The following is a 22,027-nucleotide window of genomic DNA, read 5'->3' as shown; positions in this document are numbered from 1 at the left end:
TCCCGCGCTACCAGCGCCAGCCCGCGAACGGACGGATCAGCGCCATCCCCGCGGCGAAGCCGCCGATATGCGCCGCCCATGCGATGCCGTCGCCACCGGGCGTCGTCGCGTAGTATCCCAGCCCGACCTGCATCGCCAGCCAGACCAGCGTGAACGGCACGATCGAGCGCATGCGGCCCGACACGTACATGATCAGCAGCAACCCGCCGAACAATCCGCTGATCGCCCCCGACGCGCCGATCATCGGCACCTGCGACGCCGGCGTGACCGCGACGTGCAGGGCCGCGCCGATGAGTCCGGTGACGACGTAGAAGCCGAGGTAGCGCGGCCCGCCGAGGAAGCGCTCGACCGGCGCCCCGAACGCCGCCAGGGTCGCCACGTTCATGCCGACATGCATCCAGTCGGCGTGCAGGAACATGTGTCCGAGCGGCCCGGCCGCGAGATCGAGGAAGTCCGCCGGCATGTCGCCGAGGTAGCGCGCCGGCACGATCGAGAAGGTCGCGATCAGCCAGTCGTCGTCGACGACCGGCAGGAGCAGCCGGCCGGCGTGGATCGCCAGCAGCAGGACGATCAACCGCAGAGTCCACGGCGGCAGGTTGATGGCGCGGTCGTCGCCGGCGGGCGGGCCGTCATGCTGGTTCAACGACACCGCCGCCCTCCACCGATGCGCCGCCGGCGCGTCAGACCTTCGGTCCGCCCTGGCCGATTCCGCGCAGCCGCAGACGCAGCGCGTTGAGCTTGATGAAGCCCTCCGCGTCGCGCTGGTTGTAGGCGCCCTGGTCGTCCTCGAAGGTCACGTGCTGCATCGAGTACAGCGAGTGCGGCGACTTGCGGCCGACCACCGTGGTGTTGCCCTTGTAGAGCTTGAGGCGGACCGTGCCGGTGACGTTGTCCTGGCTGCGGTCGATCAGCGCCTGCAGCATCTCGCGCTCCGGGCTGTACCAGAAGCCATAGTACACCAGCTCGGCGTAGCGCGGCATCAGGTCGTCCTTGAGGTGCGCCGCGCCGCGGTCGAGCGTGATCGACTCGATGCCGCGGTGGGCGGCGTGCAGGATGGTGCCGCCCGGCGTCTCGTAGATGCCGCGGCTCTTCATGCCGACGAACCGGTTCTCGACGAGGTCGAGGCGGCCGATGCCGTTGGCCTTGCCGAGCTCGTTGAGCCGCGTCAGCAGCGTCGCCGGCGACATCGCCACGCCGTCGATCGCCACCGCGTCGCCGCGCTCGAAATCGATGGTGATGTAGGTCGCCTTGTCGGGCGCGGCCTCGGGCGAGATCGTGCGCTGATAGACGATCTCCGCCGCCTCCTCCCAGGGGTCTTCGAGGATCTTTCCCTCGGACGACGAGTGCAGGAGATTTGCGTCGACCGAGAACGGCGCCTCGCCGCGCTTGTCCTTGGCGATCGGGATCTGGTGCGCCTCCGCGAACTCCAGCAGCTTCGTCCGCGACGAAAGCTCCCATTCGCGCCACGGCGCGATCACCTTGATGTCCGGCTGCAGCGCGTAGTAGGTCAGCTCGAAGCGCACCTGGTCGTTGCCCTTGCCGGTGGCGCCGTGGCAGACGGCGTCGGCGCCACAGGCGCGCGCGATGTCGATCTGGCGCTTGGCGATCAACGGCCGCGCGATCGACGTTCCCAGCAGGTACTGGCCCTCGTAAAGCGCGTTGGCGCGGAACATCGGGAACACGAAGTCGCGCGTGAACTCCTCGCGCAGGTCGTCGATGTGGATGTTCTCGGGCTTGATGCCAAGAAGCAGCGCCTTGTCGCGCGCCGGCCCGAGTTCCTCTCCCTGTCCGAGATCGGCGGTGAAGGTCACGACCTCGCAGCCGTAGGCCGTCTGCAGCCACTTCAGGATGACGGAGGTGTCGAGGCCGCCGGAATAGGCGAGCACGACCTTCTTGATGTCGCCCCGCTTGTGGGGACCGGCGTACTGGACGGGCGCGGACATGGAATCCTCGAAACGGCGGCGCCGCCGAGGGCGCCGGAGACGGTCGGCGCCGGACCGCGGAAGCGCCGGTCCGGCGAGGCGGCCGGAGTATAGGCGGCGCACCCCTGCCGGCAAGCGGCAATGCCCCGCCGCCGGCGATCCAACGCCCGCGACCGCGCGACGCACGCCAACCATCCCCGGGCGGCGCTGTATACTGGACGCGCGCGCCCGACGGACGCGCCCGGAGCCCGCGCATGCCGACCGCCTTCGACCGCGCCGCCTACGCCGCCACGCAGACCGCGCGCGTCGGCTGGTACATGGCCCACTACGTCGCCGGCCTGCGCCGCCTCAAGCCGCTGCCGAAGCCCGGATTCGCGGTCGGCGCCATGCCGAAGCGGCCGGCGCTGATGGCCGAGATGCGGGCGCTGTTCGCGCGCGAGTGGCGCGACGTGGAGGCCGGCCTGTTCCCGCCGCCGCCGATCCTCGACGCCGATCCGGCGGCGCTGATCGGCAGGACCCGGTCGTATTTCCGCGACCTCCCGAAGGTCGACGCCCGCCGCCACGCGCGGATCAACGACGAGCCGTTTGCCGACGCCGCCCACGACCATCTGCCGCGCTACTACAGGCAGAACTTCCATTTCCAGTCCGGCGGCTGGCTGACCGACGAGTCGGCCCGGCTCTACGACACCCAGGTCGAGACGTTGTTCACCGGCGCGGCCGACGTCATGCGCCGGCGCGCGCTCAACCCGCTCGCGTCGTGGCTGGCGCGCCGCGACCAGCGCCGCGTCCGGCTGCTCGACGTGGCGACCGGCACCGGCCGCCTGCCCGGCTTCATCCACGCCGCGTTCCCCGGAATCCGCGTCGCCGGGCTCGATCTCAGCCGGCCCTATCTCGACTATGCCCGGCGCACGCGGGGCGCGTCGGCGCGGCTGAAATGGATCGAGGGCGCCGCCGAGGCCCTGCCCTTCGCCGACGGCGCGCTCGACATCGTCACCTCCTCGTTCCTGTTCCACGAACTGCCGCGCAAGGTGCGGACGCGCGTCGCCGCCGAGATGGCGCGCGTTCTCACGCCCGGCGGCCGGCTGATCGTGGTCGACTCGATCGTCGAGCGCGACCGGCCGGACTGGAAGGGCCTGCTCGACCTCTTCCCCCATCACTTCCACGAGCCCTATTTCGCGGACTGGGCGGCGTCCGATCCCGACGCGCCGTTCACCGCCGCCGGCCTGGTTCCGGCCGCGACCGAGATCGCGTTCCTCTCGCGCGTGATGGTTTTCGACAAGCCGGCCGCCGCTTGATCGACTGGGCGGCGTATGCGGGCCTGTTCGGCGCCAGCCTGCTGGCGGCGACGATCGTGCCGTTCTCCTCGGAGGTCGTGCTCGCCGGGGCGCTGGCCGCCCGTCCCGCAGACGCCACCGCGTTTCTCGCGGTCGCGACCGCCGGCAACACGCTCGGCGCGATCGTCAACTACGCCCTGGGGCGCTGGCTGCTGCGGTTCCGCGACCGCCGCTGGTTTCCGGTCGACGCCGCGACGCTCGACGCGGCGGCGGCGCGGTTCCGGCGCTTCGGCACCTGGTCGCTGCTGTTGTCATGGGTGCCGGTGGTCGGCGATCCGCTGACGGTGGCCGCCGGTATCGCCCGCGTGCCGCCGGCCGTCTTCATCGCGCTCGTGCTCGTCGGCAAGGCCGCGCGCTACGCGGTGGTCGCGGCCGGAATCCTCGCGCTCGCGCCGTGAAAGCCGGCGCGCTACGCTGCGCCGGAACAACGGGCGAGGAAACGATGCGCATCCACAATCTCTACGTCGACGACAAGGGCGAGTCGCATTTCCGCGACATCGAGGTCCAGTGGGAGACGGAAGGTCCCGGCGGCAAGATGTCGAAGCGGTTCCCGGCCACCGGAATCATGTTCCGCGCCACCCCCGGCAGCTACGACTACGACTGGCATCCGGCGCCGCGGCGCCAGTACATCATCAACCTCGACGGCGCGGTGAAGGTGACGGCCGGCGACGGCGAGAGCCGCGTCATCGGCGCCGGCGAGGTGTTCCTCGTCGAGGACACGCACGGCAAGGGCCATTGCTCGCAGGCCGTCGACGGCAAGTTCCGCCACTCGATCTTCGTGCCGATCGAGTAGCCCCCGCCGCGCGATCGCCACCACGGGGACAATCGACCCAATTACCCCACCGTCCGCCGGTTCAATCGCCGCCTCGGACGCGCTAGGTTGCCGTCGCTTCCCGGCCCGCCACGACACGGCGCGGCCGCCAACCGGAGAACGAGACCATGTATCCCAACACCGACCTGCTGATCGACGGCGCGTGGAGCAAGGGCGCCGGCGGACGATCGATCCCCGTGCTCAACCCGGCGACCGAGGAGGTCATCGGCCAGGTGGCGCACGCCGAGAAGGCCGACCTCGACCGCGCGCTGGAGGCCGCCGACAAGGGCTTCAAGGTCTGGCGCAAGGTCTCGCCGTTCGACCGCTACAAGATCATGCGCAAGGCCGCCGACATCCTGCGCAGCCGCGCCGACGTGATCGGCCCGATCATGACCGCCGAGCAGGGCAAGCCGCTGATCGAGGCCAAGGGCGAGACGCTGGCCGGCGCCGACATCATCGACTGGTTCGCCGAGGAGGCGCGCCGCGCCTACGGCCGCGTCGTGCCGGCCCGCGCCGAGGGCGTCTACCAGCTCGTCGTCAAGGAGCCGGTCGGCCCGGTCGCCGCCTTCACGCCGTGGAACTTCCCGATCAACCAGGTCGTGCGCAAGACGTCGGCGGCGCTGGCCGCCGGATGCTCGATCATCGTCAAGGGACCGGAGGAGACCCCGGCGGCGTGCGCCGCGCTGCTGCAGGCGTTCATGGACGCGGGCGTGCCGGCGGGGGTCATCAACCTGGTCTACGGCGTGCCGTCGGAGATCAGCGAGTACCTGATCCCGCACCCCGTCATCAAGAAGGTGACGTTCACCGGCTCGACCCCCGTCGGCAAGCACCTCGCGATGCTCGCGGGCCTGCACATGAAGCGCTGCACCATGGAGCTGGGCGGCCACGCGCCGGCGATCGTGTTCGAGGACGCCGACGTCGAGGCCGCGATCAAGCTGCTGAGCGCCAACAAGTACCGCAACGGCGGCCAGGTGTGCGTCTCGCCGACCCGCTTCCTGGTCCACGAGAAGCATTACGAGCGCTTCGTCGACGGCTTCACCGAGGCCGCCAAGGCGACCAAGGTCGGCGACGGCATGGATCCGGCGACGCGCATGGGCCCGTTGGCCAATGACCGCCGCCTGCAGGCGATGGACGCCTTCGTCGGCGACGCCGTCGCCAAGGGCGCCAAGGTGCGCACCGGCGGCAAGCGCATGGGCAACAAGGGCTACTTCTACGAGCCCACCGTGCTCACCGACGTGCCGATGACGGCGCGCATCATGAACGAGGAGCCGTTCGGCCCGGTGGCGCCGATCGCGCCGTTCAAGGATTTCGACGCCGTGGTCGCCGAGGCCAACCGCCTGCCGTGGGGCCTCGCGGCCTACGCCTACACCAGGTCGGCCAAGACGGCGGCCGCCATCGGCTCGGCGTTCGAGAGCGGCATGGTGTCGATCAACCACCACGGCCTGGCGCTTCCCGAGGTGCCGTTCGGCGGCGTCAAGGATTCCGGCTACGGCTCCGAGGGCGGCAGCGAGGCGATCGAGGCCTACCTGAACACGAAGTTCATCACCCAGGTCGGCGTCTGATCCCTACCGACGATGGACGCAGGGCGCGGCGGGCGATCGCCGCGCCCTTTTTCGTGCCGGCGGTCCTCCTCGGCTGACGCTCTTCGATCCACGGAGGTCGCTTCGTCATCCCTCGCTGCGTTCGGGATGACGACAGGGATGGGATCGGCCGGTGAGGACCATCCAGTCGTCCGGACTCCACGCTAGATCCCCGCGCGCGCCTCGACGTCGCGGACCTTGACGCGGCGGTCGCGCTCGCTGGCGCTCTTGAGCTGGCCGCAGGCGGCGAGGATGTCGCGGCCCCTGGGCGTGCGCACCGGCGCGCTGATGCCGCCGGCGTTGACGATCTCGGCGAAGCGGTGGATGCGGTTGTTCGAGCTGCACTCGTAGGGCGCGCCCGGCCAGCCGTTGAACGGGATCAAATTCACCTTGGCGTGGATCGGCGTCAGCAGCCGCACCAGCTCGCGCGCGTCGGCGTCGGAATCGTTGACGCCTTTGAGCATCACGTACTCGAAGGTGATGCGCCGGCTGTTCCGCGCGCTCGGGAACGCGCGGCAGGCCGCCAGCAGCTCGGCGATCGGCCATTTGCGATTGACCGGCACCAGCGTGTCGCGCACCGCGTCGGTCACGGCGTGCAGCGACACCGCGAGATTGACGTCGAGCTCCTCGGCGACGCGCGGCATCGCCGGCACGATGCCCGAGGTCGACAGGGTGATACGGCGGCGAGACAGGGCGATGCCCTGGTCGTCCATGGCGATGCGCAGCGCCTTGGCGACATTGTCGAAATTGTACAGCGGCTCGCCCATGCCCATCATCACGATGTTGCTGAGCATGCGCGTGGTCTCGGTCGGCGTCGGCCACTCGGCGTAGCTGTCGCGCGCCACCATGAACTGGCCGACGATCTCGCCGGCCGAGAGGTTCCGCACCAGCGGCTGCGTGCCGGTGTGGCAGAAGGTGCAGGTCAGGGTGCAGCCGACCTGGCTCGACACGCAGACCGAGCCGCGGTCCTCCTCGGGGATGTTGACGGTCTCGACCTCGTTGCCGTCGGCCAGCCGCAGCAGCCACTTGCGGGTGCCGTCGCTGGAGCGCTGCTCGCTGGCGACCGACGGGCGGTCGATGACGAACAACTCCTCCAGCCGCTCGCGCGTCCGCCGCGCGATGGTGCTCATGGCGGCGAAGTCGCGCGCGCCGTGCCAATAGACCCAGTGCCAGATCTGGGCGGCGCGGAACGGCTCCAGCCCGTTCTCGGCCAGCAGTGCCTTGAGCTCGTCGCGGCTCAGCCCGACGAGGTTGCGACGCGTGTCGTTGCGTCGCAGGGGCTCGAGGATCTGGAGCGGCTCGTCGACATGCGGGACGGGCGCGCGCGGGGTCGGACCGGACATGGCGGACAGATAGTCGCCCGGAAGGCCGGGCGCAACCGACGGCGGCCGCCTCAGCGGGCCTTGCACTCCTGGCCGGCGCGGTTATGGGCCGCGGTGAAGCCCTGCAGCGAGAACGTGTCCACGATCTCGCCGCCCTGCTCGTCGACACCGCGCGCGGCCACGGTCATGCCGGCCTTCAGCGTCTCGACGATGCGGGCGTCGAGGTCGGGGGCGCCTGCCCACGCCGCGTCACGCTCGTCGTCGGCGAACAGCCGGTACTTGACCACGCCGAAATCGAGCTCGACATCGCTGGCGGCCTTCAGCCGGTAGCCGGCGAAATAGGTGACGACATCGAACGCGCCTTTCGCCGGACGATGCGCGACGACGATCATGGGGCGGCCGTCGCGCCGGTTGGCGCTCTGCACCGCCGTCGGCAGATGGGTGACGTAGCAGACGACGCCCGGGCCCGTGCCGGACGCCAGCGTCTGCCAGTCCATGTACGCGTAGAGCTTGCGCGGCTCCTCCCCGGCCGCGGCCGCCGGCGGCGGCGTCACGGGAGGCGCGCCCGCGGCGGGCGGCGTCTGGGCGGCGGCGGACGCCGACACCAGCGCCAGCGCCACGCCGGACGCCAGCCGCGCCGTCGCCCGGACGCGACGGCTGAGGAGTGGATTGCACGTTCGCATCACGGAATCATACAGGCGGGCGGCGGCGCGTCCAATGCCGGCGGGGCGCCGTGCGCGGCTCATTCGCGCGCGCCGCCCGACGCCGCGGCAGCGAGCGCGGCCTTGGCCGCACGGCGCGCCGCCTTACGCTTCCATAGCGGTTCGCCAAACGCCGGAATCTCCAGCGGCACCACCGGTCCGGTGGAGCCGACCGGCCGCTCCGCGAAGCGTCCCAGGGTCAGCAGCCGGTCGTACATGACGATCGCGCCGGCGACGCCGAGATTGACGGAGAACCGCGTGGGGATCCGCACAATATGGTCGCACAGCGCCTGCACCGCCGGGCTCAGCCCTTCGCGCTCGCCGCCGAGCACATAGGCGGCCATACGGGGATGGCGGAAGCTCGGCAGATCGACGGCGGCGTCCGTGATCTCGACGCCGACCAGCCGGCAGCCGGCCGGCAGACGCAACGCCTGCGCGTCAGGGAAATGCCAGGTCGGCACCGAACTGGGCGTGTCGGAGGTGTCCGTGCCTGTGCCCGGCCGGACCCGGTACTGGGCGTTGACCGTGAACACGAAGCCGGCGCCGAAGGCGTGCGCCGTGCGCATCAGCGTGCCCACGTTCATCGCCTTGGTCACGCCGTCGACCCCGATACCGAAATAGCCTTTCATCGCCTGTCACTTTGGGGCACAAGATATGGTAGTGGTCGGCTCGCGCGCACCATGCCCATGGCGTGCGCGACCGGTCGTCCGGTGTCGATTCGCGAGACTGAAGCCCCCATGAGCGAGCCCGGCCCCACCGTCCCGTCCGCCGTCGATCCGGCCGACGCGGCGGTGCGCGCGCAGTACGAGGCGCTCCCCTACCCGCCGCGCGACCCCGCCGACGAGGCCCGCCGGCTGGTCGTCGGCACGCCCAGCCACCGGCTCGAGATCGACCACTATCTCTACGCCGGACGGCGCGACTGGCGCCAGCCGTTCCGCGCGTTGATCGCCGGTGGCGGCACCGGCGATTCGTGCGTGATGCTGGCCCAGCAGCTCCAGGACTGGAAGTGCCCGGCGGAGGTCGTCTACCTCGACATCTCGACCGCCTCGCGCGCCGTCGCCGAGGCCCGCGTCGAGGCGCGCGGCCTGCGCAACGTGCGCTTCGTCACCGGCTCGCTGCTCGAGCTGCCGGCGCTGGGGCTGGGCGGGTTCGACTACATCGACTGCACCGGCGTGCTGCACCATCTCGCCGATCCGCAGGCGGGGCTGGACGCGCTGTCGGCGGCGCTGGCCCCGGAAGGCGGCGTCGGCGTCATGCTCTACGGCGAATATGGCCGCAGCGGCGTCTATCCGATGCAGGAGATGCTGCGGACGCTGGCGCCGGACGACACCGATCCGACCGAGCGCGTCGCCACCGCGAAGCGCCTGATCCGCTTCCTGCCGCCGACCAACCTTTTCCGCCGCAACACCTTTCTCAACGACCATCTCTCCGGCAACGACGCGGCCCTCTACGACCTCCTGCTGCACAGCCGCGACCGCGCCTACACGGTGCCGATGATCTTCGAGATGGTGAAGCGCTCCGGCCTGCGGCTGGTCGCCTTCATGGAACCGCTGCGCTACGAGCCCACGACCTACATGAGCGATCCGGTGATCGCCCGCCAGCTCGGCGCCCTGACGATGCCGGAACGCGCCGCCTTCGCCGAGCGTCTCGCCGGTAACCACCGCACGCATGTCTTCTACGCCACCAAGGCCGGCTACGACACGGTGGCGCGGCCGGAGGACACCTCGGCCATCCCCGTGCTGCGCGAGATGGACGCGCAGACCTTGTCGCAGGGCCTGCGGCCCGGCACGCCGCTGGTCGCCAACCTCGATGGATTCCCGTGGCGCGCCCAGACGCCGCCGCTGGCGGGCCCGATCGTCGCCCATATCGACGGCCGCAAGACGATCGCGGAGATCTACACGGCGATGGGCGCTAGAGGCGGCCTGCCGGTGTGGGACGAGTTCCAGCAACAGTTCGAGCAGCTTTACACGATCCTCAACGGCATCAACCACCTGCTGCTGCGCTTCCGGCCCGGACGCTGACGGCGCGCGCCGCCGCCAGACGCGCCCGCATCATGCCGGTCGCGGCGGCCGCGATCAGCGCGACGACCGTCCATTCGATCCACGTCGGCGACGGTTTCGGCGTCAGACCGACGGCGCCGCACGCGAGCTCGAACGCCAGGGTGAGCAGCGGCAGGCACAGCAGGCTGATCAGGTAGCCCTGCGCGCCGATGTGGCGCACCGAGTACAAGCTGAGCCATTGGCCGGGACCGCGGAAGAACAGCCCGGCGGCGATTCCCCAGGCCCACAGCTCGGGATCGCCGAACGCCCGGCCGCGTGGCGCCCATGGCGAGCTGGTCCAGCCGACGGCGCCCGCCGCGCTCCACGCCAGGATCAGCACCACCGAGGTGACGATCAGCGTCTCCGCCGTGAACCGGTGGCGCGCGGCAGGGCTGTCGGCGCGGTTGCGCGGGTTGCGCTCGACCGCCAGCGCGCTGGCGACGGCGCATAGCTCGGACGTCATGCACCAGACCACGCCCATGCCGGCGCCCTCGGCGATCAGGAACCCGATCAGCAGGGTCTGCGCCACGACCAGCACCAGCAGCCAGCGGCGCTCCTCCACAGAGGGCGCGGCCCGGAACAGCAGCAGCGCCATCGCCGCGCCGATCGTCACCGCCGTGGTGCCGAGCAGCGAGCTTTGCGCCGCCAGAAGATAGGCCATGCCGGCGGCGGTCGATCCCGCCACCGCGACGCGAAGCACGCCGTAACCCAGCATCCACGGCGCGAACAGGCTGGCCCAGCCGCCCGGCGCCGAGCGCCCGAACCACAGGATCACGACGCCGCCGGCCAGCAGCTGCACCAGCGCGTAGGCCCACGGATCGAGCCCCGCGCCGGCGACGACATGGCGCGTCATGACGGCGTAGACCGCCCAGAGCCCGGCCGAGCCGATGGCGACGACGTAGATGCGCGGCACCGGCCGCGGCCGATCCGCCGGACGCCGCCCGGATCAGCCGGCGGCGCGGTCGACGTTGGCGATGCGCGTCGGCACGCCGAACTCGCGGCCGCAGATCTCCGCCAGCTTGGCCACGCCCTCGCGGATCGTCTCGACCGTGGGATGGGCGAAGCAGATGCGCAGCCGCACCCGGCCGTAGTCGGCGTCGGTCGACCACTCGACCCCGGGATTGATGGCGACCCCGGCCTGCGCCGCGACCTGCGTCAGACGCGTGGTGTCGACCTCCTTCGGCAGCTTGATCCAGAGGTAGATGCCGCCACGCGGCGGCTCGAACTCGGCCGAGGTGCCGAAATGCTCGCCCAGCGCCTCCACCAGCGCGTCGCGCTTCACGCGCAGCGCCGCGTTGAGCCTGTCGACGTGGTCGAAGAAATGCGTCTTGCAGTACTCCGCCAGCACCATCTGCTCGAGCGCGCCGGAGCCGGCGTCCTGTTTGCAGGCCAGCAGACGGCTGAGGATCTCCCACTTGGCGACGACGTAGCCGACGCGCAGCGCCGGCGCGATCGACTTCGAGAACGAGCCGATATGGATGACGCCGCCGGTGCCGCTCATCGCGTAGATCGCGTCGGGCCGGTCGCCCTCGAAGATCAGGTCGGAGTAGCACTCGTCCTCGACGATCGGCACGCCGTAGGCCTCCGACAGTCGCACCATCTCGCGCCGGCGGTCGGCGGACATCACCGACGACGTCGGATTCTGGATCGTCGGGATGGTGTAGATGAACTTCGGCGGCGCGCCCTTGCGCTTCATCTCCTCCAGCGCGTTGGCGAGCAGGTCCATACGCATCCCGCCGTCGTCGAGGGGGATGCCGACCGGCTTGCCGCCGCCGCGGCGCATGCGCGTCAGCGCGCCGCCGTAGGTCGCCTGCTCGACGATGATCGAATCGCCCGGCGCGACGAAGGCCTGGCACACGAGGTCGATGCCCTGCATCGAGCCGGAGGTGACGAGGATCTCGTCCGCGTCGCACACGATGCCGGCGTGGCGCTTCATCTTGGCGGCGAGGAACTCGCGCAGGCCGCGGTATCCCTGCGGGCCGCTGGCCAGCCCGTAGGTCGCGAGGTTCACGCCCTCGCGCCTGAGCACCGTCGTCGCCGCCTCGAGCAGGCCGTCGACCGGCGTGCTCTTGGGATCGTTGTGGCCGCCGATGAAATTGAACTTCGGAAACCCGTTCCAACGCGCCGCGCCGGCGGCAGATCCTTGCGCAACACCGGGCCGTAGTCGAACGTCGCAGCGGTCATGGCGTTTCCTCCGGTTCGTCCCGCGCGGCGCGGCCGCCGGTCGAGCTTTGGCGCCTGCACGGCGCGTCGCCCCCGTTTCGCACGCGCCCGTACCGGTCGCAACGCCGCCGAGCGCCACTGGCGCCGACCGCGCGCAACGCTGACCCGCACGACGGCCGGGAGCGCCGCGCCGGCGGCATGTTAGGGTGCGCGTCCCTCTCCCGGCGGCCACCCCGACGCATGCCCGAAGCTCCGCGACGTCCCCGGTCGGCGCTCGCCGCCGCGACGATGCTCAACCTGCCGCTGGGGTCGCTTTACGCCTACAGCGTGTTCCTCGCGCCGATGGAGCGCGAGCTGGGGCTGACGCGCGCCGAGCTGTCGATCGTCTTCGCGCTGGCCACCATCGCCTTCACCGCCGGCATGATGGGCGCGCCGCGCCTTTTCGGCCGCGCGCCGGTGCCGGCGCTGGTCGCCGCCTGCGCGGCCGCGGCTGCCGGCGGCATCGCGTTGGCGGCCGTCGCGCGGGGGTTCGTCGAGCTGGCGCTGGGCTACGGCCTGATGTTCGGCCTCGGCGGCGGCGTGTCCTACATCCTCGTGCAGCAGGTCGTGAACCTGCTGCAGTGGCGGCGCCCCGGACTCGTCAACGGCTACATCGTCAGCCTGTACCCTATCGGCGCGATGATCGCGGCGCCGGTGTTCGGCTGGGCGCTGGAACGCTTCGGCCTGCGCGCGACGCTGGGTGGCCTGGCCGCGACGATGGCGGTGACCGGCCTCGCCACCGCCGCGCTGATCGCGCGCGTCGGCGTCGCGCCTCGGCGGCCGGCGGCCGGTGTCGCGACGACCCGCGACAGCGCGCTGCAGCGCTTCGTGTTCTGGCACATGTGGCTGGTCTTCCTGCTGGCGGCGGCGGCTGGCCTCACCGTCATGAGCCAGGCCGCCGGAATCATCCGCGCGTATGGCGGCGCGGCGACGGTGGCGCTGGTCGGCACGACCGCGATCACCGGCGCGATCGCCGCGGCGCGCCTGACCGGCGGATGGCTGATCGACCGCTTCCCGCCGCCCTACGTGATGGCCGGCGCCCAGGCCTTCGCGTTGAGCGGCACCGTGATCCTGACGCTGTGGCCAGGCTCGATCCTGTCGATCCCCGCGCTGGCGATGATCGGCATGGGCTACGGCTTCATCTCCGGATCGACCGCCGGCGCCATCACCGTCTACTGGCCCAAGGAGGCCTACGGGCGCGTCGCCGGCAACCTCTACGCCGGATGGTGCCTGGCGGCGGTCACCTTGCCGGTGCTGGCCGGCTACCTGTTCGACCTCACCGGCGGCTACCGCGCCGCGATCATCGTGGCCGGCGCCGGCAACCTTCTGGGAATCCTCGTCGCCTCGCGCCTGCCGCGCCCGTCGCGCTGAACCGGCGCCGGCGCGAAAAAGGGCCCGCGTCGGCGACGCGGGCCCTTCGCGCGGTGTGTCGATCGCCGGTCAGGCGGCGGCGCGGATCGCGGCCTTCTTGACCTTGTCGTCGACCGACGGCTCGAACTGTTTGAAGTTCGACTCGAACCGCTGCGCCACGTCGCGGGCGGCGGTGTCGTAGGCGGTCTTGTTCCGCCAGCTGCTCTTCGGATCGAGCACGTCGGACGGCACGTCCGGGCAGGTCTGCGGCACGTGGACGCCGAAATTCGGATCCGCGCTCGTCGCGACCTGGGCGAGACGCCCGTCGAGCGCGGCGCGCACCATCGACCGCGTGTGGCGGATCGACATCCGCTCGCCGACGCCGAAACCGCCGCCGGACCACCCGGTGTTGACCAGCCAGCACTTCACGTTCTGCTTCGCCATCTTCTCGCCGAGCATCTTGGCGTAGACGGTCGGATGGCGCGCCATGAACGGCGCCCCGAAGCAGGTCGAGAACGTCGCCTGCGGCTCCTTCACGCCCTTCTCGGTGCCGGCCACGCGCGCGGTGTAGCCGCTGAGGAAGTGGTACATCGCCTGCTCGGGCGACAGGCGGCTGATCGGCGGCAGCACGCCGAACGCGTCGGCCGTCAGCATCACGATGTTGTCGGGCGTCCCGCCGATGCCCGTGGCGCTGGCGTTGGGGATGAAGTCCAGCGGATAGCAGGCGCGCGTGTTCTCGGCGTACCTCGCGCTGTCGAGGTCGAGCGCGCCGGTGTGCGGATCGACCACGACGTTCTCGAGCACGGTGCCGAAGCGGCCGGTCGTGGCGTAGATCTCCGGCTCGGCCTCGCGGCTGAGCTTGATCACCTTGGCGTAGCAGCCGCCCTCGAAGTTGAAGACCGTGCGGTCGCCCCAGCCGTGCTCGTCGTCGCCGATGAGCGTGCGCGAGGCGTCGGCCGACAGCGTCGTCTTGCCCGTCCCCGACAGCCCGAAGAAGATCGCGACGTCGCCGGCGGGCCCGATGTTCGCCGAGCAATGCATCGGCAGGACGTTCTTCTCGGGCAGCAGGTAGTTCAGGATCGTGAACACCGACTTCTTGATCTCGCCGGCGTACCAAGTGCCGCAGATGGTCACCAGCCGGCGGCCGAAATCGCACACCACCGCGCAGTCCGAGCGGGTGCCGTCGATCTCGGGAATGGCCTGGAAATACGGCAGGTGCAGGATCGTGAAGTCGGGAAGGAACTCCGCGAGGTCCTCGACCGGCGGCCGCAGGAACATGTTCATCGCGAACAGGTTGTGCCAGGCGTTCTCGGTGATGACGCGCACGCCGATTCGGTGCGCGGGATCGGCGCCGGCGTAGCACTCGCGCACGAACAGCTCGCGGCGCTGCGCGTAGGCCAGCATGCGGGCCAGCAGGCCCTCGAACTTGGCCGGCTCGATCGCCCGGTTGGTCTTGCCCCAGTCGATGTGCCTCTCGCTCGACGGCTCGCGCACGAAGAACTTGTCGTTGGGCGAGCGGCCGGTATGCACGCCCGTCAGCACGCAGAGCGCGCCGCCCTTGCCCAGCACGCCCTCGCCGCGCCGGATCGCGTGCTCGTAGAGCGCCGGAACCGACAGGTTCCAGTGCACGCTCCCGAGGTTGCCCAATCCATACGAGACGTTGCCGGAGCCTTTCGACCCCAGAATGTCGAGGCCGTGTTTGCTGATGACCGGTCCCGTTTGGTGCACGATCCAGTACTCCTGATATTACAGGTCGACCGTCGGCGCGGGGCGCGACGTTCCCATCCCCAGACGTAAAGCGGCCGCAACATAGTGGCGGCCCCGGTAGCCGGCAACCGCCGGCTGGGGGCTTTTCGGCCGCGAACGCGGCAATTCTAGGGATGGCGATTCCGCCCAGCGAACGGCCGGCCGGGCATCCACAGGCAGCGCGGCGGCCCGGTATGCGCCCAGAGGATTTAGGCGTCGACGCGACGCTAAGCGGCGGCGGACCTCGCCTCGCGCGCCTTTTTCACGAGCGCGACCAGCGCCCGGCGCGCCGCCTCGGCGTCGTGGACCGGCTCGGGAAAGTCGAGCCGGGCGACCTCGCCGGCGCGGCGCAGGTCGCAGCCGTCGGCGTCGATTCCGGTCAGGCGCCACCCCGCGCCCGGACGCCCCAGCAGACGGTTGGCGTAGAGATCGACCGCGTCGGCGTGGTCCTCGTACATATGGCCGACGATGTCCGCTTCGCGCTCGATCAACGCCGCGACACCGGCGGTGTCGGGCAGGAGCGCGGCGCCGTCGATCCAGTCGATCCGGCCGAAGCCGTTGACCAGATGGGCCCGCGCCACCGCCACGCGGTAGATCGCGAAATCGCCGAAACCCGCGTAGAGCGCGGCGTCGGGATGGCGCGCCAGGAAACGCGCCCTAGGCCGCGGCGAGTCGTCCTGGACGGCCGTTCCCAGCACCGTCAACCGCGGGCCGGTCAGCGGCTGGTCCAGCCCGGCGGTGCCGTCGAACAGCAGCGACACGCGCCCGTCCGCCAGGATGGCCCTGGTGTGCTCGGCCAGGCGGCTGATCAGCAGGATCGGCGCCAGATCGTGGTCGACCGCCACGAGCACCAGCGACGCGTAGGGCCAGCCCGCCGCGTCGCCGGGCAGCGCGGTGGCCAGCGTCGCGCGGTCGCGCGAGCGCATCAGGGTCCGCGCCTGGCGCAACGCGGTGGCGTGAGCGGTTTCCGTCATGACGGCAACCTGCCCGGCCGGCGGGCGTAGTTCAAGGCGGCCGGCGCCCCTTCCCCGGCCGCGCATGGTATGCTCAAAGGACGCGCATTGGCCGGTTCCGCCGGCGCACGGGAGATTTCCGGTGAAGAAGACGATCGCCCTGGTCGACGACGACCGCAATATCCTCACCTCGGTGTCGATGCTGCTCGAAGCCGAGGGCTTCACGGTCAAGACCTACAACGACGGCGCGGCCGCCCTCGAGGGCCTCAACGCCAACCCGCCCGACCTCGCGATCTTCGACATCAAGATGCCGCGCATGGACGGCATGGAGCTGCTCAACCGCCTGCGCAAGACCCAGGCCCTGCCGGTGATCTTCCTGACGTCGAAGGACGAGGAGATCGACGAGGTGCTCGGCCTGCGCATGGGCGCCGACGACTACATCAAGAAGCCGTTCTCCCAGCGCCTGCTGCTGGAGCGCATCCGCGCCATCGTGCGCCGGACCGACAAGGCCGCGCCGGGCGAGGCCAAGGAGGCCGGCGAGCGCATCGTGCGCGGCGACCTGACGATGGATCCGTCGCGCCACCTCTGCGTGTGGAAGGGCAAGCAGGTCAACCTGACGGTGACCGAGTTCCTGCTGCTGAAATCGCTGGCCGAGCGGCCGGGCCACGTCAAGAACCGCGACCAGCTGATGGACGCCGCCTACGGCGAGACGATCTACGTCGACGACCGCACGATCGACAGCCACATCAAGCGGCTGCGCAAGAAGTTCCGCGACACCGACGACACGTTCGAGCACATCGAAACCCTCTATGGCATCGGATACCGGTACCGGGACGGGCAGTAGACGCCCGCCGGACGGAGATCCGCCCGATCCGGCCACATCCTCCACCGCGACGCGCTCGTGGTGGCGGCGGTGGCGGACCGGCTGGCTGTTCCCGGCGCGGCGTCCCCGCGCGCCGGAGCCGGAACCGCCACCCGACGCGCCGTCGTCGCTGCTGCGCCGACGCCGGCGCGACCGCCGCTTCTCGCCGCTGACGCGGCGCATCCTGCTGATGAACATGCTGCCGATCGCCTTCCTGGCGGCCGGCGTGGTGTTTCTCGGCGACTACGAGGACGCGCTGATCGAGGCCGAGCTGGCGGCGCTCACCGTGCACGGCGAGATCGTCGCCACCGGCCTCGGCGAGGGCGCGGTGCGCGGCAGCGAGACCACCATCAACCGCGTCGAGCGCGAGCAGGCCAACCAGCTCATGCTGCGCCTGACCAACCCGATCGGCATCCGCGGCCGGCTGTTCGCCGAGACCGGCGAGATGCTGGGCGACACCCGGGTGCTGCGCGACCGCAGCCGCATCACCTCGACGGCGCTGCCGCCGCCCGACGCCGAGCCGCCGGCCCGCACCTGGTTCACCCGCGCCAACGACTGGATCGACGCGCGGCTGCGGGTGGCGCGCTCCGACGGCGAGTACGTCGACCTGCCCGACCCCGTCGCCCGCGACTACCCGTGGGTCGAGCAGGCGCTACGCGGCGTCAACACGCGCACCGTCCGGCGGACCGCGGAGGGCCGGCTCGTGCTGTCGGCGGCCGTCCCGATCCAGCGCTACAAGCAGGTGCTGGGCGCGCTGATGCTGACGCACGACGACCGCGCCATCGCCGCGCGTGCGCCGGTGCGGCTCGACATGTTCCGGCTGTCGGCGATCGCGCTGGCGGCCACGATCCTGCTGTCGCTGTTCCTCGCCAGCACCATCGCGCGGCCGATCCAGCGGCTGGCCCGCGCCGCCGACCAGATCGGCCACGCCCGCGACGGGGCGCCGCGCATGCCCGACGTGGGCGCGCGCAACGACGAGATCGGCGAGCTGGCCGACGCGCTGCGCGCCATGACCGACGCGCTGTGGCGGCGGATCGAGGCGATCGAGATGTTCGCCGCCGACGTCGCCCACGAGCTGAAGAACCCGCTGACCTCGCTGCGGTCGGCGGTCGAGGTCGCGGCGCGGATCGACGATCCCGAGAAGCGCGGCCGGCTGATGGCGATCGTGCTCGACGACGTGCACCGGCTGAACCGCCTGATCAGCGACATCTCCGACTCCTCGCGCCTCGACGCCGAGCTGATGCGCGGCGAGATCCACGCCGTCGACATCGGCGGCCTGCTGACATCGATGACCGAGGGCTACAACGCCACCTCGGCCGCCAAGGCCGGCGTGCGGGTGGCGCTGGATCTGCTGGGCGGCGGACCGTTCACGGCCATCGGCCACGACGGCCGCTACGGCCAGGTGTTCCGCAACGTCGTCGACAACGCGCTGTCGTTCAGCCCCGCCGGCGCCACGATCACCATCGGCGCCATGCGCGAGCGCGAGCGCATCGTCGTCACCATCGACGACCAGGGCCCAGGCATCCCCGACGCCAACCTCGAATCGATCTTCAAGCGCTTCTACTCCGAGCGGCCCTCGGCGGAGCAGTTCGGCAAGCACTCCGGCCTCGGCCTGTCGATCTGCCGCCAGATCGTCGACGCCTATGGCGGGTCGATCGCCGCCGGCAACCGCCGCGACGCCGACGGCCGGGTGCTGGGCGCCCGGTTCACCATCGCCCTGCCGGCGGCCTGAGCTGGAATACTCGTATAAAGTGTCTTTATAATCTTATCCGCTCCTAATAGTATTCATCTCCATACCGGATCCGGCCCGGTGCGATGGAGATTGATGATGTCCGACTTATTGGAGGCGCTTATCGAAAGCGCCATCGACGCGATCCAGCGGTTCGACAGTCCCGCCGCGCTGGACGCCATCGGCCGGATGCCGGCACAGGAGGTGCCCGACGCGCTGGGCGCGATCGCGTTCATGTCCGCCGCGCTGACGGCCCGTCAATCCGGCGACATCGCGCTCTACGAGCGCCTCGCGAAGGTGGGCGGTCGCGTCGCCGGCTCTCTCGACGAGCGGCCGGATCCGCCGGAGGATCCCGCCGCCCACACCACCATGCGTCGCTATGTCGGCGAGGCGTTCATCGCGGTCGGCCGCGACCGCCGCGCCGCGAAGGAGATGCGGGTCGGGCTTCAATTCTACCATGAGATCCGCGAGGCGATGGCGGCGCGCGGCCCGGCGCACGACGACGAGGCCGGCACGGCGGCGGACGCGCTGCGGCTATTCGCCGACGGCCTTCTCGACCTCGGCGAGATCGACGAGAACGGCGACGCCATCGACTACGCCCTGACCATCTGGCGCGAGGCGCTGCCGGCTTGCGAGGGCCGCGACGACGCCGTCACGAGGGTCCGCTCGCGGGTCAGGTTCGCGGAGGCGCTGATCAACCGCGCCAGCCACGACGACGACGACGCCAAGGTCGAGGAGGCGCGGGCGTTGCTCGACGAGGCGGTGGCCTGGCCCGACGCCGACGGCGAGCCGGAGCTGGCGCGCATGGTGGCCAACGCCCGCTCGACTCGCGCCACGCTCGGCATGCTGCGTGCGGCGCGCGCCGGCGGGCCCCCCGACACCGGCACGCTGGACGATTTCGAGGCCGCGGCGGCCGCGCTGCGCGCCTTGGGCGACGACGAGAACGAGGCGGCGGCGATGATCAACCTCGCCTCCGCCCGCCTGATGGGCGTCGTCGACGGACAGGAGCCCGCGGCGGCGGCGACGCTGCGCCGCTGCGTCGACGAGTACCGCGCCGCGCAGGCCAAACGCGCGGGCCGCGAGGGCGACCGCAACTGGGTCAACGCGCAGGCGATGCTGGCCCAGACGTTGTGGCTGCTCGCCAAGGCGACCGGAGAACGCGGGCCGGCCGAGGCGGCGCTGACGGCCGTCGACGACGTCGAACGGCATCGCAAGGGCGGTTTCGCGATGGCGGACGAACGGTTGGCCGAACTCACCAAGGAGATCCGCGCCTGGCTGGCGGCGCGGCCGGCGTCCTGACGACGCCCGCGCGTCAGCCCTCGCCCCAGCACCTCGGCGGTGTGCTCGCCCAGCTTCGGTGCGCGGCGACGGAACTTCGGCCGTTCGCCGTCGAACTGAAGCGGGAGGCCGATCAGCTTCACGTCGGCGTCCAGCTCGGGCACGGATTGCAGCATGCCCATCGCCGCGGTCTGCGGCTCGGCCAGCATCTCCGGCAGCGTGTTGATCGGCGTGCACGGCACGCCGGCGGCGGTGATGACCTCGAGCCAATGCGCCCGCGGCTTGGTCTTGAGGACCGCCTGGCACTCGGCCAGCAGCGTGTCCTTGCGCTCGACGCGGCCGCGGTTGTCGGCGTAGCCCGGTTCGGTCTTCCACTCCGGCTTGCCCAGCGCGTCCGCGAGCTTGTGGAACAGCCGGTCGCTGCCGGCGGCGATCACGATGGGCCCGTCGGCGGTGTCGAAGCCGCTGAAGATCACGACGCCGTTGCTGCCGGAGGGATGGCGCTCCGGCACGTCGCCGGTCGCGGCGTAGTTGGAGTAGGGGTTCATCCACCACGCCGTCGCCGTCTCGAACAGCGAGGTCTCGACCAGCTTGCCCCTGCCGGTCCTGGCGCGCTCGATCACCGCCGACAGGATGCCGATCGCCGCCCACATCGCGCTGCCGTGGTCGAGCACCTGCGTGCCCATGCGGATCGGCGGCCCGCCCGGCCAGCCCGACATCATCGACATCGCCGAGAACGCCTGCACGATCGGCTCGTAGCCGGGCTCGTTGCGCTTCGGGCCGGCGTTGCCGTAGGCGCTGACCGAGCAGTAGATCAGCCTGGGATTGCGCGCCATCAGGTGCTTGGCGCCGAGACCGAGCTTCTCCAGCGCGCCCGGCAGCATGTTCTGCACGACCACGTCGGCGGCGTCGATCACCGGCAGCAGCTTCGCCCGCGCCGCCGGATCCTTGAGGTCGAGCACGACCGATTTCTTGTTGAGGTTGATGGCGTTGAACGAGGCTCCCGCGCCGCCCGACAACGCCTTGCCCCAGTTGCGCGCGTCGTCGCCGATGCCCGGCTTCTCGACCTTGATCACCTCGGCGCCGAGATGCGACAGGATCTCGGCGCAGAACGGCCCGGCCAGGTTCTGCGCCAGTTCGACGACCTTTATTCCCTCGAGCGGCGGCATGCGTCTCTCCCGTGGCGTCCAGCGTTGGCGGCGCGACCGTAGCGCGCCGGCGCGGCCGGCGCGACCGCGCGCGGCGGCGGCGCATGGTATCGTTGCGCTCCCGGCATGGGTCGAGCGGTCTATCCAAGCACGTACGCCAGCAGGAACGGCAGCGTCACGAACGACGCCACGGTCGTGATGACGATCATGCTCGCGACGTCGGCCGGCTCGCGCTTGTACTGCAGCGCGAACAGGTAGTTGAAGATCGCCACCGGCATCGAGGACTGGATCAGGATCACGCCGCGCTCCGCGCCCGTCAGCCCGAACGCCCAGCAGATGAGGACGCCGACGGCGAAGCCACCGGCCAGCCGCAGCACCGAGAGCGCGAACGCCCGGCCCGGGCGCGCGATGGTCAACGTCGCCAGCGACACGCCCAGCGACAGCAGCATTAGCGGGATCAGCATGCCGCCGAGGATCTCCGTCGTGCGCCCGATCCACTCCGGCGGCCGCGTGCCCGTCAGGATGAACGCCAGCGCCGCGGCCAGCGCGTAGATGATGGGCTGCCGCAGCAGGCTGCGCGGCGCGAAGCTGCCGGCGGCGATGTTGACGCCGACGGTGAACTGCCCCAATCCACCGACCGCGAACCATGCGATGCCCAGCGCCAGCCCCTCGGCGCCGAACGCGAGGAAGCACAGCGGCAACCCGACATTGCCGCCGTTGGGGAACATCAGCGCCGGCAGGTAGGAATGCGCCGGCAGCTTCGCCAGCCGCAGCGCCACGAGCCCGAGCGCGCCCATGGCGGCGTAGCAACAGACCGTCGCCAGCGCGATCCGGCCCAGCGCCGAGCCCGACACGTCCAGCCGCGTGAGCGTCGAGAAGATCAGGCAGGGCGCGGCGATGCCGGAGACCAGGGCCGTGGCGACGGCGGCGTCGAACGGCCGGCGCAGCCGGCCCCACAGGAAGCCGACGCCGGTGACCAGAAGCACCGGCGCGACGATGGTGAAGATGCGGGCGAGCAGATCGAACGTCACGGCCGCCCACAAGGCCCGC

The 22,027-nt window shown here is 71.0% G+C and carries 19 protein-coding genes and 1 pseudogene; 8 read left to right on the top strand and 12 right to left on the bottom strand.

All coding sequences use genetic code 11. The annotated features are described in order from the left end of the window. Positions 1–7 precede the first annotated feature (7 nt). On the bottom strand, positions 8–649 hold the full coding sequence (locus IPK81_17725) for a rhomboid family intramembrane serine protease (protein ID QQS11404.1): 642 nt from the start codon (positions 647–649) through the stop codon (positions 8–10). Between the two features lie 31 nt (positions 650–680). Next, positions 681–1,943 carry an argininosuccinate synthase gene (locus IPK81_17720; protein ID QQS11403.1) on the bottom strand — a complete coding sequence of 421 codons (1,263 nt, stop codon included), beginning with the start codon at positions 1,941–1,943 and terminating at the stop codon, positions 681–683. 233 nt (positions 1,944–2,176) lie between these two features. Here IPK81_17720 and IPK81_17715 point away from each other — a divergent pair, with 233 nt between their 5' ends. The 4 genes from IPK81_17715 to IPK81_17700 all read left to right on the top strand — a co-directional run bounded on the left by IPK81_17715 (position 2,177) and on the right by IPK81_17700 (position 5,629). Further along, positions 2,177–3,217 carry a class I SAM-dependent methyltransferase gene (locus tag IPK81_17715; protein QQS11402.1) on the top strand — a complete coding sequence of 347 codons (1,041 nt, stop codon included), beginning with the start codon at positions 2,177–2,179 and terminating at the stop codon, positions 3,215–3,217. Then, entirely contained in the window at positions 3,214–3,654 is a 441-nt protein-coding gene (locus IPK81_17710) for a DedA family protein (protein ID QQS11401.1), read from the top strand. Before IPK81_17715 ends, IPK81_17710 begins: the two co-directional genes overlap by 4 nt. A 44-nt stretch (positions 3,655–3,698) precedes the next feature. After that, the gene (locus tag IPK81_17705) at positions 3,699–4,049 is read left to right on the top strand and encodes a hypothetical protein (GenBank protein ID QQS11400.1); all 351 of its coding nucleotides are present in this window, start codon (positions 3,699–3,701) and stop codon (positions 4,047–4,049) included. Between the two features lie 146 nt (positions 4,050–4,195). Continuing rightward, entirely contained in the window at positions 4,196–5,629 is a 1,434-nt protein-coding gene (locus IPK81_17700; protein ID QQS11399.1) for an NAD-dependent succinate-semialdehyde dehydrogenase, read from the top strand. A 182-nt stretch (positions 5,630–5,811) separates the two neighbouring features. Here the strand turns inward: IPK81_17700 and rlmN are convergent, their stop codons facing one another. From rlmN to IPK81_17685, 3 genes are read right to left on the bottom strand one after another with little or no spacing between them, the layout of a single operon-like run. Continuing rightward, positions 5,812–6,990: a 23S rRNA (adenine(2503)-C(2))-methyltransferase RlmN gene (gene rlmN / locus IPK81_17695; GenBank protein QQS11398.1), complete on the bottom strand. Its 1,179-nt coding sequence runs from the start codon at positions 6,988–6,990 to the stop codon at positions 5,812–5,814. A gap of 50 nt (positions 6,991–7,040) precedes the next feature. Further along, complete coding sequence (locus IPK81_17690; GenBank protein QQS11397.1) at positions 7,041–7,652, bottom strand: hypothetical protein; 612 nt, start codon at positions 7,650–7,652, stop codon at positions 7,041–7,043. Between the two features lie 59 nt (positions 7,653–7,711). After that, positions 7,712–8,299, bottom strand: a complete 588-nt coding sequence (locus tag IPK81_17685; protein ID QQS11396.1) for an RNA methyltransferase — start codon at positions 8,297–8,299, stop codon at positions 7,712–7,714. Positions 8,300–8,407: 108 nt separating this feature from the next. On the opposite strand from IPK81_17685, the gene IPK81_17680 reads away from it, so the two are divergent. After that, positions 8,408–9,691: a class I SAM-dependent methyltransferase gene (locus IPK81_17680; protein QQS11395.1), complete on the top strand. Its 1,284-nt coding sequence runs from the start codon at positions 8,408–8,410 to the stop codon at positions 9,689–9,691. Here IPK81_17680 and IPK81_17675 read toward each other — a convergent pair. Both IPK81_17675 and IPK81_17670 read right to left on the bottom strand, forming a co-directional pair. Further along, on the bottom strand, positions 9,654–10,622 hold the full coding sequence (locus tag IPK81_17675) for a hypothetical protein (GenBank protein QQS11394.1): 969 nt from the start codon (positions 10,620–10,622) through the stop codon (positions 9,654–9,656). The genes IPK81_17680 and IPK81_17675 overlap by 38 nt on opposite strands. A gap of 33 nt (positions 10,623–10,655) precedes the next feature. Beyond that, positions 10,656–11,893 (bottom strand): annotated as a pseudogene (locus IPK81_17670) (PLP-dependent aminotransferase family protein). Between the two features lie 219 nt (positions 11,894–12,112). On the opposite strand from IPK81_17670, the gene IPK81_17665 reads away from it, so the two are divergent. Next, a complete protein-coding gene (locus IPK81_17665) occupies positions 12,113–13,282 on the top strand; it encodes an MFS transporter (GenBank protein ID QQS11393.1) in 1,170 nt (389 codons plus the stop codon). 69 nt (positions 13,283–13,351) lie between these two features. Here IPK81_17665 and IPK81_17660 read toward each other — a convergent pair whose 3' ends face one another. Together IPK81_17660 and IPK81_17655 are read right to left on the bottom strand one after the other, a co-directional pair. Further along, complete coding sequence (locus tag IPK81_17660) at positions 13,352–14,989, bottom strand: phosphoenolpyruvate carboxykinase (protein ID QQS11392.1); 1,638 nt, start codon at positions 14,987–14,989, stop codon at positions 13,352–13,354. A 245-nt stretch (positions 14,990–15,234) separates the two neighbouring features. After that, positions 15,235–15,981 carry a HugZ family protein gene (locus IPK81_17655; GenBank protein QQS11391.1) on the bottom strand — a complete coding sequence of 249 codons (747 nt, stop codon included), beginning with the start codon at positions 15,979–15,981 and terminating at the stop codon, positions 15,235–15,237. Between the two features lie 64 nt (positions 15,982–16,045). Here IPK81_17655 and IPK81_17650 point away from each other — a divergent pair, with 64 nt between their 5' ends. After that, positions 16,046–16,804: a response regulator transcription factor gene (locus tag IPK81_17650; GenBank protein QQS11390.1), complete on the top strand. Its 759-nt coding sequence runs from the start codon at positions 16,046–16,048 to the stop codon at positions 16,802–16,804. After that, positions 16,770–18,554: a stimulus-sensing domain-containing protein gene (locus IPK81_17645; GenBank protein ID QQS11389.1), complete on the top strand. Its 1,785-nt coding sequence runs from the start codon at positions 16,770–16,772 to the stop codon at positions 18,552–18,554. Before IPK81_17650 ends, IPK81_17645 begins: the two co-directional genes overlap by 35 nt. A 105-nt stretch (positions 18,555–18,659) precedes the next feature. Here the strand turns inward: IPK81_17645 and IPK81_17640 are convergent, their stop codons facing one another. The 3 genes from IPK81_17640 to IPK81_17630 all read right to left on the bottom strand — a co-directional run bounded on the left by IPK81_17640 (position 18,660) and on the right by IPK81_17630 (position 22,008). After that, entirely contained in the window at positions 18,660–19,010 is a 351-nt protein-coding gene (locus IPK81_17640; GenBank protein QQS11388.1) for a hypothetical protein, read from the bottom strand. 134 nt (positions 19,011–19,144) lie between these two features. Continuing rightward, positions 19,145–20,998 carry a CoA transferase gene (locus IPK81_17635; protein QQS11387.1) on the bottom strand — a complete coding sequence of 618 codons (1,854 nt, stop codon included), beginning with the start codon at positions 20,996–20,998 and terminating at the stop codon, positions 19,145–19,147. Positions 20,999–21,117: 119 nt separating this feature from the next. Next, the gene (locus IPK81_17630) at positions 21,118–22,008 is read right to left on the bottom strand and encodes an AEC family transporter (GenBank protein QQS11386.1); all 891 of its coding nucleotides are present in this window, start codon (positions 22,006–22,008) and stop codon (positions 21,118–21,120) included. Positions 22,009–22,027 lie beyond the last annotated feature (19 nt).

The sequence above is a fragment of the Rhodospirillales bacterium genome (assembly GCA_016699855.1).
Taxonomy (GTDB): Bacteria; Pseudomonadota; Alphaproteobacteria; order Reyranellales; family Reyranellaceae.
This window is presented reverse-complemented; position numbering and strand designations above follow the sequence as displayed.

Bases quoted from the DNA above. Each gene is read 5' to 3' on its own strand.
- IPK81_17720 (QQS11403.1), bottom strand. From the start codon at position 1,943: ATGTCCGCGCCCGTCCAGTACGCCGGTCCCCACAAGCGGGGCGACATC.
- IPK81_17715 (QQS11402.1), top strand. From the start codon at position 2,177: ATGCCGACCGCCTTCGACCGCGCCGCCTACGCCGCCACGCAGACCGCG.
- IPK81_17705 (QQS11400.1), top strand. From the start codon at position 3,699: ATGCGCATCCACAATCTCTACGTCGACGACAAGGGCGAGTCGCATTTC.
- IPK81_17700 (QQS11399.1), top strand. From the start codon at position 4,196: ATGTATCCCAACACCGACCTGCTGATCGACGGCGCGTGGAGCAAGGGC.
- rlmN (QQS11398.1), bottom strand. From the start codon at position 6,990: ATGTCCGGTCCGACCCCGCGCGCGCCCGTCCCGCATGTCGACGAGCCG.
- IPK81_17690 (QQS11397.1), bottom strand. From the start codon at position 7,652: ATGCGAACGTGCAATCCACTCCTCAGCCGTCGCGTCCGGGCGACGGCG.
- IPK81_17685 (QQS11396.1), bottom strand. From the start codon at position 8,299: ATGAAAGGCTATTTCGGTATCGGGGTCGACGGCGTGACCAAGGCGATG.
- IPK81_17680 (QQS11395.1), top strand. From the start codon at position 8,408: ATGAGCGAGCCCGGCCCCACCGTCCCGTCCGCCGTCGATCCGGCCGAC.
- IPK81_17665 (QQS11393.1), top strand. From the start codon at position 12,113: ATGCCCGAAGCTCCGCGACGTCCCCGGTCGGCGCTCGCCGCCGCGACG.
- IPK81_17655 (QQS11391.1), bottom strand. From the start codon at position 15,981: ATGACGGAAACCGCTCACGCCACCGCGTTGCGCCAGGCGCGGACCCTG.
- IPK81_17650 (QQS11390.1), top strand. From the start codon at position 16,046: ATGGTATGCTCAAAGGACGCGCATTGGCCGGTTCCGCCGGCGCACGGG.
- IPK81_17645 (QQS11389.1), top strand. From the start codon at position 16,770: ATGGCATCGGATACCGGTACCGGGACGGGCAGTAGACGCCCGCCGGAC.
- IPK81_17640 (QQS11388.1), bottom strand. From the start codon at position 19,010: ATGGTAGAATTGAAGCCCGACCCGCATCTCCTTCGCGGCGCGGCGGTC.
- IPK81_17635 (QQS11387.1), bottom strand. From the start codon at position 20,998: ATGCCGCCGCTCGAGGGAATAAAGGTCGTCGAACTGGCGCAGAACCTG.